Genomic DNA, 10,773 nt, shown 5'->3' with positions numbered 1-10,773 from the left:
CTCGTCTTTTACAAGATAAAGGTTCTCCACGAATCTCCTTTCTTTCGAACAATAGGCTCAGTAAGCAAAAGAACCACATCCGACAGTCCTAGGCTATGCGACCTAGGGGCGTCAAGACGCGGTTCCACCCTAATTTATTACTTCATTACGTTTAAAAATGTTAACCGAAAGCGCCATCCGCACTGCTTCCCTATCTGGCTCCCACCAACCCAGACTCGCTAAAAAGTAGACAATGAGAATTCTTTCTAAAAACGATTATAGCAGAAAATAGATAATTTGTAAAATACTTCTTGGACCTCAGCTATAAATTCCTCCTATATAAATTCACTTTCTAATCAATCTAGCAGATAAACATTTTCATAGAAATTTTCATCTACTTTCATATATTAACCTAGTTACATTGATGATCTAATCTTCATCTAATTATTTAGTGAGAAGAAAAGATTAAAAAAGACTGATATAACAGCGTTTTTCACTAGAAACGGAATTTGAAAATAATTGTCGACTCGATTCAGGTACTTGCATTTTTCATGAAAACGTTTTATAATAATAGTTAGCCTTAAAGTTTTCTTAAACTTAAGTCAAACATTTTATAAGGAGGAAAAACAATAATGAGTATTGGAATCATTATTGCCAGCCACGGTGAATTTGCTGCCGGCATTCATCAGTCAGGTTCTATGATTTTTGGTGAGCAAGAAAAAGTTCAAGTTGTAACTTTCATGCCAAACGAAGGTCCTGATGATCTGTATGCAAAATTCAATGACGCTGTGGCTTCGTTTGATGCGAACGATGAGGTATTGGTCTTGGCTGACCTTTGGAGCGGGTCTCCATTTAACCAAGCTAGCCGTGTCATGGGTGAAAATCCAGACCGTAAGTTCGCTATTATTACAGGTTTGAACCTGCCTATGCTAATTCAAGCCTACACAGAGCGCATGATGGATGCAAACGCTGGCGTAGATGCTGTCGTTGCAAATATCATCAAGGAAGCTAAGGAAGGCGTCAAAGCTCTGCCTGAAGAGCTGAATCCAGTCCTAGAAAGCGCTGCTCCTGCTGCTGCACCAGTTGCTCAATCAGCTATCCCAGAAGGAACTGTTATCGGAGACGGCAAGCTCAAAATCAACCTTGCTCGTATCGATACTCGTTTGTTGCACGGACAAGTTGCAACAGCTTGGACTCCAGATTCAAAAGCAGACCGTATCATCGTTGCTTCTGACTCTGTAGCTAAGGATGAACTTCGTAAAGAGCTCATCAAACAAGCTGCACCTGGTAATGTTAAAGCAAACGTTGTTCCAATTGATAAGCTGATTGCTGTTTCAAAAGATCCACGCTTTGGTAATACGCACGCTCTTATCTTATTTGAAACTCCGCAAGATGCCCTACGCGCTATCGAAGGCGGTGTGCCAATCAAGACTCTCAACGTCGGCTCAATGGCTCACTCAACTGGTAAGACAATGGTCAACAACGTTCTGTCAATGGACAAGGACGACGTGGCAACTTACGAAAAATTGCGTGATCTCGGAGTTGAATTCGACGTACGTAAAGTACCAAATGATTCTAAGAAAGATTTGTTTGACTTAATTAACAAAGCCAACGTTCAATAATCTTAAACGTTTCGCTCTCATATTATTATGAAAGGATTTAAAACATGTCTATTATTTCTATGGTTTTAGTAGTCTTTGTTGCCTTCCTAGCTGGTCTTGAAGGTATCTTGGACCAATTCCAATTCCACCAACCATTGGTTGCATGTACCTTGATCGGTCTTGTAACTGGTAACTTAACTGCTGGTGTTATCCTTGGCGGATCTCTTCAAATGATCGCTCTTGGTTGGGCTAACATCGGTGCTGCCGTTGCTCCTGACGCCGCCTTGGCTTCAGTTGCTGCTGCTATCATCATGGTTCAAGGTGGAGACTTCACTGACAAAGGTATCACAGTTGCAACTACAATCGCGATTCCTCTTGCCGTAGCCGGTCTCTTCCTTACTATGATCGTGCGTACTATCTCTGTTGCCTTGGTTCACGCTGCAGACTCTGCTGCTAAAAAAGGTGATTTTGCTAGCGTTGAACGCGCGCACTTTGTAGCTCTCCTTCTTCAAGGACTTCGTATCGCTATTCCTGCAGCCCTTCTTCTTGCTATCCCTGCAGAAGCAGTGCAAAAATTGCTTGCTATGATGCCTGATTGGTTGGCAGGCGGTATGGCTGTCGGTGGGGGAATGGTTGTTGCCGTTGGTTACGCTATGGTTATCAACATGATGGCAACTCGCGAAGTATGGCCATTCTTTGCTATCGGTTTTGCTCTTGCTGCTGTTAGCCAATTGACTTTGATTGCCCTCGGTGCTATCGGTGTAGCAATCGCCCTTATCTACCTCAACCTTTCTAAGAAAGGCGGAAACGGTGGTGGCGGTTCTGCTACATCTAACGACCCAATCGGCGACATCCTAGAAGATTACTAAGAAAGGAGATACACTATCATGACAGAATTAAATACTGTAAAGCCTGATGAGTCAGGAAAATTGACTCTTTCAAAGGCAGACCGTCAAAAAGTTTGGTGGCGTTCTACTTTCTTGCAAGGTTCTTGGAACTATGAACGTATGCAAAACTTGGGTTGGGCTTATTCTTTAATTCCAGCTCTCAAGAAACTTTACACTAAAAAAGAAGATCAAGCTGCTGCTCTTGAGCGTCACTTGGAATTCTTCAATACTCACCCATACGTTGCTGCTCCAATCATTGGTGTAACACTCGCCCTTGAAGAAGAAAAAGCAAACGGTGCAGAAATTGACGATGCAGCTATCCAAGGTGTTAAAATCGGTATGATGGGACCTTTGGCTGGTATCGGTGACCCTGTCTTCTGGTTCACAGTTCGTCCGATCCTTGGAGCACTCGGTGCATCTCTTGCTCTGTCAGGAAATATCATCGGCCCACTCCTCTTCTTCGTTCTTTGGAATGCAATCCGTATGGCCTTCTTGTGGTACACTCAAGAATTGGGTTACAAGGCTGGTTCTGAAATCACTAAAGACATGTCTGGTGGTATCCTTCAAGACATCACTAAAGGTGCTTCAATCCTTGGTATGTTTATCTTGGCTGTTTTGGTAGCACGCTGGGTAAACGTTAGCTTTGCGCTTCAATTGCCATCTACAAAACTCTCTGAGGGAGCTTACATCAACTTCCCTAAAGGTGCTGTAACTGGCGAGCAACTTCAAAAAATCTTGGGTGATGTTGCAGGCGGATTGAGCTTGACTCCTGAAAAGACAAACACCCTTCAAGGACAAATTAACTCTTTGATTCCTGGTTTGATGGGACTTCTCCTTACCTTCCTCTGCATGTGGTTGCTTAAGAAGAAAGTCTCACCAATCACAATCATCATCGGACTTTTCGTTGTTGGTATCGTTGCTCGCCTTATTGGTTTGATGTAATTAAAAAGAAGGTTTCGGCCTTCTTTTTATTATGGTATAATAGCTATAGTATTTAAAAGGGAGATGTTCTATGGCGCAATCGCAAAATAAATCGATTGAATTTCAAACGACAGGAGTTTCCTATCTGGGTTTGGGTGGCAAGATTGGGAAGTTTTTGGTCGGTGATGTCGCACTGGAATTCTACGCTGACGCCAATGTAGAAGACTATATCCAGCTGCCTTGGTCTAGCATCCAGCAAATCGGTGCCAATGTCTCTGGGAAAAATGTCAGCCGCCATTTCGAAGTTTTTACAGACAAGGGCAAGTTTCTCTTTGCATCTAAGGACACTGGAAAGATTCTCAAAATTGCACGGCAACATATCGGGAATGAGAAAGTTATCAAATTGCCTACCTTGATCCAAACAATTGGCCAATTCTTTAAAAATCTATTTGCAAAAAAGTAGAAAATCCTGTATAATCTAGGAAACGGATAAGTAAGACTATCGCTTCTTTCAGAAAGTCTGCGGGTGCTGCGAGCAGATAGGAGTCTAGTGTGAAATTCTACCGTTGCAATACAACTACATACATAATCAAGTGCACACCTGTGAAGTTGGATGGAACCGCGGCCTAGCCGCTCCAACAGTTTCCTCGGTGTGCTTTTATTTTTGGAGGTCTTATGTTAGATTTAAAACGTATTCGGACAGACTTTGATACTGTCGCAGAGAAATTAGCTACCCGTGGCGTAGCAGCTGATGTGCTCAATCAAATGAAGGAAATCGATGAGCAACGACGTGATTTGTTGGTGAAAGTCGAAAATCTCAAAGCAGAACGCAACACTGTTTCTGCAGAGATTGCCCAAGCCAAGCGCAACAAAGAAAATGCAGATGACAAGATTGCAGCCATGCAAAAACTATCTGCCCAAGTCAAGGACTTGGATGCCACTTTGGCTGATTTGGATGCTAAACTGACTGAATTCACTACAACCCTGCCGAACATTCCGCACGATAGCGTGCCAGTCGGGGCAGACGAGGATGACAATGTAGAAGTCCGCCGCTGGGGTACACCTCGCCAATTTGACTTTGAAGCTAAGGCTCACTGGGATCTAGGTGAAGACTTGGATATCCTGGACTGGGAGCGTGGTGCAAAAGTCACTGGAGCCCGCTTCCTCTTCTACAAGGGCTTGGGAGCTAGACTAGAGCGCGCTATCTACAACTTCATGCTGGATGAGCATGGCAAAGAAGGCTATACAGAAGTCATCACTCCCTATATGGTCAACCATGACTCTATGTTTGGTACTGGACAATATCCTAAGTTCAAAGAAGATACCTTTGAGCTAAGCGATACCAACTTCGTGCTCATTCCAACTGCTGAAGTTCCACTGACCAACTACTATCGCGATGAAATTCTAGATGGCAAAGACTTGCCAATCTACTTCACAGCTATGAGCCCATCTTTCCGCTCTGAAGCTGGTTCTGCTGGTCGTGACACGCGCGGTCTGATTCGTCTGCACCAATTCCACAAAGTCGAAATGGTAAAATTTGCCAAGCCAGAAGAATCTTATGAAGAGCTGGAAAAGATGACTGCCAATGCAGAAAACATCCTGCAAAAGCTCAATCTACCTTACCGTGTCGTTGCTCTTTCTACTGGTGACATGGGCTTCTCTGCTGCTAAAACCTACGACTTGGAAGTTTGGATTCCTGCTCAGAACACTTACCGTGAAATCTCTAGTTGCTCTAACACAGAAGATTTCCAGGCTCGTCGAGCCCAAATCCGCTACCGTGACGAAGCAGATGGCAAGGTCAAACTCCTCCACACTCTCAACGGGTCTGGACTGGCTGTCGGACGCACAGTCGCTGCTATCTTGGAAAATTACCAAAATGAAGATGGTTCTGTGACCATTCCTGAAGTCCTACGTCCTTACATGGGCGGCTTGGAAGTCATCGCACCAAAATAAGCAATGAAAGGTCCGAAACAAATCGGACCTTTTCTTATTCTACTTGAGGAGAAATCCAACAGTTCAAAAAAATAAACGAAATATAGGATTTTCTACTTTAAAAGAGAGTGGGACAGAAATCGGTCATTCGTTAGAATTCGATTTCGTCGTCCCACCTCCGCACAGTTGAGTAGGGCTGTAAAAGCTGATGAAATCAGCCTAGTAGAGCCCACTCAACCACTGCGTCTTGCTCGACAATCCAAAGACAATTGAGAGGCTAGGACTTTTGTCCCAGCCTCTTTTCTTTTACTTAACGTGACTTACTAACTCTTCTTGAGCTTTTTTATTTGATTCTTCTTTTTCTTTTTCCCATTTTTTCAAAGCCTTTTGATAATCAGCTACTGTCAGAACCTTATCTTGAAGCTCCATTCCCTTAAATACATAGCTATCACCCTTGATACCTACATAAGAGTAGGCTTTGGTAAATGGTACGACCTTTTGAACCGTTGGTGAAGCACCTGCAGAAATAGACGGGATCACAATAGAACTATCTGTTAACCAAGCCTGCGCTGCTGCATACTTCGTATAGCGAGCATTGGTATCTTGCTTTTCTGCATCTGCCTGATCCAAAAGCGCTTTGTAGTCCGTTAAACCAACCTTGGAAGCAAGGTCTTGGTTTTGGCCTTTTGTCAGACCAATATTGTCCAAGATATCCCCTGTCTCTGGGTTAAAGATATTCAGATAAGTCACTGGGTCTTGGTAGTCTGCTGACCAACCAGACATATTGAGGTCATAGTCCTTTTGGGCAGCTGTTTCTGCGAAGTAAGTAGAGTTATCAAAATCGTCTGATGACATTTGGTGCACGTCAATCACAACGTTTTCTTGGCCTAGAGCTGCCTCAACAGATTGTTTGAAAGAGTTGGTCCGTTGTACCATGATTTTATCAGTTTGGTCAACTGGTACATCTAGATGAATTGGGAATTCAACTCCCTGCGCTTGTAAAGCTTCTTTTGCTTTAGCAAATTCTGCCTTGGCCTTATCTGGGTTGTAAATGCTGTCTTGGGCATCAGCTAATTTGACACCTTGCCATTCATCCCCATAAGAAGCCAACTGTGATTCAACGACATCTGAGAAGTCCTTGCCATCTACTTGCACAAAACTAGGAGGGACAAGCAAGCTTCTGATGATCTTCGTTGCTCCTTCATTACCATTCATCTGGGCACCAAAGGATTTACGGTCAAAAGCAAAGTTGATTGCTTGGCGGAAGTCTTTATTTTGAATCGCTTCTTTGCTGGCAGCTTTTTGGGCATCTGTCTTAGAAGTGTGGCTATAAGCCTGACGATTCAAGTTAAAGGCATAGAAATAGCTAGTTGAGTTTTGTGGAGTAAAGATGATGTTGTCTTTGTATTTCTTTTCTACTGATGCATAGTTTGAGCTAGTCGGATAGAGACGAGCTTGTGTGTAAGCACCATCAGTAAAGTTACGGATCAACGACTCTTGGTCAGAACCATCGTAGTAAGTCAACTTGACATCTTCGATCTTCACATTGTCCTTGTCCCAATAGTTTTGGTTTTTAGAATATTCGATAACAGACTTAGAAGTAAATGACTTTAATACATATGGACCATTGTAGAGAATACCGGAAGGTTTCACGGTACCAAAGTCCTTGCCTTCCTTCTTCAGAAATTCTTCGTTAATCGGGAAGAGAATGCCCATCGTTGTCTTAGAATTCCAGTAGCTTTCTGGTTGATTCAGAGTGTATTGGACTGTATAGTCGTCGATTGCCTTGACACCGACAGTAGAGAAATCATTGCTTTCTCCTTTGATATAAGCATCTAATCCCTTGATAGAGTTTTGCACGATTGGTAATGCTTCTGATTTTTCATCTGCAGCGTGCTTGAGCCCTGTTACAAAGTCTTGTGCCTTGACAGCAGCATATTCTTCACCTTCTGCTGTGTACCATTTAGCGTCCTTACGCAACTTATAAGTATAAGTCAGGCCATCTTTGGACACAGTCCAGTCTTCAGCCAATGAAGGGATAAGATTCCCATATTGATCATTTTCTAAAAGACCGTCGACCAAATTGGCAATAACGTCAGAAGTAGAGGAGCGATTGGAGTTTACATAATCCAATGTATCTGGATCTGTATTATAGACATAAGAATATGTCTTTGCCGAGCTGGCGCTTGACTTGCCACAAGCAGCTAAGAATAGCGCTGATGCTGCAACCAAACCAGTAATAGCCAACCATTTAGATTTTTTCATAAGCAAATCTCCTTCTTTAGATTATGTATTATTATACATCATTTCCAGACAAAAACAAGTCTTATTTAAGAAAATTTTAAAATTCTATACATTTTTCTTATTTTTATTGAAACAAAGTATAGGAAAATTTTTATGCATTTTCATATATTTTCATAAACATGCAGAAAATCTTATAAATAAAAATTTGTTCAATATTTTACAAGGATTCTTGAATAGGATTATCAAAAATATCGGCTTTTTTATGTTACAATAGATTTATTACTAATCTAGGGGAAAGAAATGAAAAAACTTTTTGTATTCCTACTGCTATTCTTTGGTCTGATTGCCAAGCCCGTTCTGGCGGATGACTATGAAATTGCCGCTAAAAGCGCTATTGCTGTCGATGCAAACTCAGGGAAAATCCTCTATGAAAAGGAGGCTACAAGCCCACTAGAAGTCGGTGCTATTACTAACATTTTGACTACTTATCTGGTTTACGAGGCCATTGCCGAAGGCAAACTGAGCTTAGAAACTGAAGTTGATATTTCTGATTATGCTTATCATCTGACAGTAAATCCATCTATTGCAAATCTTCCTCTGGAAGCGCGACGCTACAAGGTAAAGGACTTGCTGAATGCTTCTCTTTTAGCAAGCGCCAACAGCGCCACCATTGCTCTGGCAGAACAAGTTGCTGGAAGTGAAGAAAATTTTGTCAAAATGATGAAAGCCAAACTCAAGGAATGGAATATTTCTGATGCAACCATTGTAAATGCTACTGGTACAGATATTCGTTTACTAGATGGTTCGCTAGAAACTACCAATACCGAAGGGGAGTCCGCAGAGAATTCTAAAAGCAAGAAAAAACAAGAGACTGTCAATAAGTTCAGTGCTTATGATATAGCCGTGATTGCTTCACATCTGATTGATGACTACCCAGAAGTACTTGGCATCACTTCCAAATCTCATGTAAATTTTGCAGGAATCCAACTAGAAAATCCCAACTTAATGTTGGAAGGTTCTCCTAGTTTTCGGACAGGAGTGAAGGGTTTGAAGACAGGAGGATCTGAGCAGAATGGTGTTTCATTTGTCGGTGTGACAAGTGAAAAAGGGATGCGATTGATCACAGTCGTTTTAGGGGTCGCACAGGAAGATAACGACCCTAATACCCGTTTTGGCGTTACATCTAGCCTAATGACCTACGTTACGCAAAATTTTTCTCCGACGGTCTTGGTCAAAAAAGGCGAACGATATAATAACTCACAAGTAGCCATTAGAGACAGCCAAGAGGATAAGGTCGCTGCAGTTGCTAGTGAGGACCTGGTAATTCTAGAACGGATAGCCAATCAGGCTGAACATAAAGTCACCTTTACTCCAAGTCCACAGGAGCTGCAGGCACCCTTGAAAAAAGGTAGTGTAGTGGGTACCCTCACTTATACAGATTCTGAGCCAATCGGCCAGGGCTACATCGAAAACAAGAAAACTTCTATTTCTATGGTTACAGAAAAAAAGGTTGAAAAAGCTATCATTTTCAAAGTCTGGTGGAACGATTTTATCCGCTTCGTCAATGAGAAGTTATAAAAGAAATACCGCGAATCAATTGATTCGCGGTATTTCTATAGTTTGTAAACGTTTAACGTAATCAAAAAAAGTTCTTTGAGGGTTAACTAGCAATCGAGTATTCCGCTACTGTTTAACAGGTCCTCTAAATCTTTTAAACACTTTGCTTAAGCAAAGATTTATTCACAATTAAAAAGAGGTCAACGCCTCTTTTTATCCAACAGATCCTTCCATTTCATAGCTAATCAAGCGGTTCAGCTCAACAGCGTATTCCATAGGCAGTTCTTTGGTAAAAGGCTCGACAAAGCCCATGACAATCATTTCTGTTGCTTCGGATTCAGATAGGCCACGGCTCATGAGATAGTAGAGCTGCTCCTCTGAAATCTTAGAAACTTTAGCTTCATGCTCCAAAGCTACCTGTGAGTTGTGGATTTCATTAAATGGAATGGTGTCTGATGCAGACAAATCGTCCATGATAATGGTATCACATTCGATATGGCTGACAGATTTCTTAGAATTGCGAGCAAAGGTCACTTGGCCACGGTAGTCTACCTTACCTCCGCCCTTGGCAATGGACTTGGAAACAATAGATGAGCTAGTATGTGGCGCATTGTGAATCATCTTAGCCCCTGTATCCTGGTGCTGACCAGCATTGGCAAAGGCGATAGAAAGCATGGTTCCACGCGCCCCTTCTCCATCAAGGTAAACAGATGGGTACTTCATGGTTGTTTTGGCACCCAAATTTCCATCAATCCACTCAACCGTCGCATCTTTCATAGCCCGCGCTCGTTTGGTTACAAGGTTGTAGACATTATCTGACCAGTTTTGAATGGTCGTATAGCGCATATAGGCGCCGTCCAGGGCAAAGATTTCAACAATCGCTGCATGCAAGCTGTTACTTGAATAAGTAGGCGCTGTACATCCTTCTACGTAGTGGACACTTGCTCCTTCATCAACGATAATCAAGGTCCGTTCAAACTGACCGGAATTTTCATTGTTGATACGGAAGTAGGTTTGAAGTGGAATGTCTACCTTAACACCTTTTGGAACATAGATAAAGGTACCACCAGACCAAACTGCAGAGTTAAGGGCAGCCAACTTGTTGTCTGTCGGCGGAACCAACTTAGCAAAATACTGCTTGAAAAGCTCTGGGTATTCCTTAAGAGCTGAGTCGGTATCCGTAAAGACGATCCCAAGCTTTTGGAACTCTTCCTTCATATTGTGGTAGACCACTTCGGACTCATACTGGGCAGCTGCACCAGCAAGGTAAGCTCGCTCCGCTTCTGGGATCCCAATCCGCTCAAAGGTTTCCTTGATCTTCTCAGGCACTTCATCCCAGCTTCTAGCTGGCTTATCAGAGGCCTTTTGGTAATAAATCAAGTCATCAAAATTAATTTCTGACAAATCTGGACCCCAAGTCTGCATCGGCATTTTCTTGAAAACCTCGTAGGACTTAAGGCGGAAATCCAACATCCACTCTGGTTCACCCTTGGCTGCAGAGAGCTCGCGAATAACCGCTTCATTCAGCCCTTTCCCTGTTGAGAGAACAGGCTCAACATCGTCATGGAAACCAAACTTGTACTCACCAAGATCAATTGGTTTTGGTTCTACTCTTTCTTCTGACATAATTTCCTTTCACATTCTTACTTTTT

At 42.5% G+C, this 10,773-nt stretch carries 8 protein-coding genes; 6 read left to right on the top strand and 2 right to left on the bottom strand.

Annotated features, from left to right (window positions below; genetic code table 11):
* The first annotated feature begins 611 nt into the window (after positions 1 to 611).
* The 5 genes from Q0191_RS06630 (at position 612) to serS (ending at position 5,341) form a co-directional block, all read left to right on the top strand.
* A complete protein-coding gene (locus Q0191_RS06630) occupies positions 612 to 1,601 on the top strand; it encodes a PTS sugar transporter subunit IIB (RefSeq protein ID WP_125372481.1) in 990 nt (329 codons plus the stop codon).
* Between the two features lie 44 nt (positions 1,602 to 1,645).
* Positions 1,646 to 2,449: a PTS mannose/fructose/sorbose transporter subunit IIC gene (locus tag Q0191_RS06625; RefSeq protein ID WP_005591779.1), complete on the top strand. Its 804-nt coding sequence runs from the start codon at positions 1,646 to 1,648 to the stop codon at positions 2,447 to 2,449.
* 18 nt (positions 2,450 to 2,467) lie between these two features.
* On the top strand, positions 2,468 to 3,409 hold the full coding sequence (locus Q0191_RS06620; RefSeq protein WP_297664949.1) for a PTS system mannose/fructose/sorbose family transporter subunit IID: 942 nt from the start codon (positions 2,468 to 2,470) through the stop codon (positions 3,407 to 3,409).
* 70 nt (positions 3,410 to 3,479) lie between these two features.
* Positions 3,480 to 3,851: a DUF956 family protein gene (locus tag Q0191_RS06615; RefSeq protein WP_297664947.1), complete on the top strand. Its 372-nt coding sequence runs from the start codon at positions 3,480 to 3,482 to the stop codon at positions 3,849 to 3,851.
* Between the two features lie 212 nt (positions 3,852 to 4,063).
* Positions 4,064 to 5,341 (top strand): serine--tRNA ligase, encoded by a 1,278-nt coding sequence (gene serS / locus Q0191_RS06610; protein WP_297664945.1) that lies wholly within the window; start codon positions 4,064 to 4,066, stop codon positions 5,339 to 5,341.
* A 285-nt stretch (positions 5,342 to 5,626) separates the two neighbouring features.
* Here serS and Q0191_RS06605 read toward each other — a convergent pair whose 3' ends face one another.
* Positions 5,627 to 7,585 (bottom strand): peptide ABC transporter substrate-binding protein, encoded by a 1,959-nt coding sequence (locus tag Q0191_RS06605; RefSeq protein ID WP_297664943.1) that lies wholly within the window; start codon positions 7,583 to 7,585, stop codon positions 5,627 to 5,629.
* A 279-nt stretch (positions 7,586 to 7,864) separates the two neighbouring features.
* Here Q0191_RS06605 and pbp3 point away from each other — a divergent pair, with 279 nt between their 5' ends.
* A complete protein-coding gene (gene pbp3 / locus Q0191_RS06600) occupies positions 7,865 to 9,142 on the top strand; it encodes a D-alanyl-D-alanine carboxypeptidase PBP3 (RefSeq protein WP_297664941.1) in 1,278 nt (425 codons plus the stop codon).
* A 192-nt stretch (positions 9,143 to 9,334) separates the two neighbouring features.
* Here the strand turns inward: pbp3 and sufB are convergent, their stop codons facing one another.
* On the bottom strand, positions 9,335 to 10,747 hold the full coding sequence (gene sufB, locus Q0191_RS06595; protein ID WP_125383452.1) for a Fe-S cluster assembly protein SufB: 1,413 nt from the start codon (positions 10,745 to 10,747) through the stop codon (positions 9,335 to 9,337).
* Positions 10,748 to 10,773: the final 26 nt, after the last annotated feature.

Origin of the sequence: uncultured Streptococcus sp. (genome assembly GCF_938036805.1) — a bacterium.
Classification (GTDB): domain Bacteria; phylum Bacillota; class Bacilli; order Lactobacillales; family Streptococcaceae; genus Streptococcus.
This window is presented reverse-complemented; position numbering and strand designations above follow the sequence as displayed.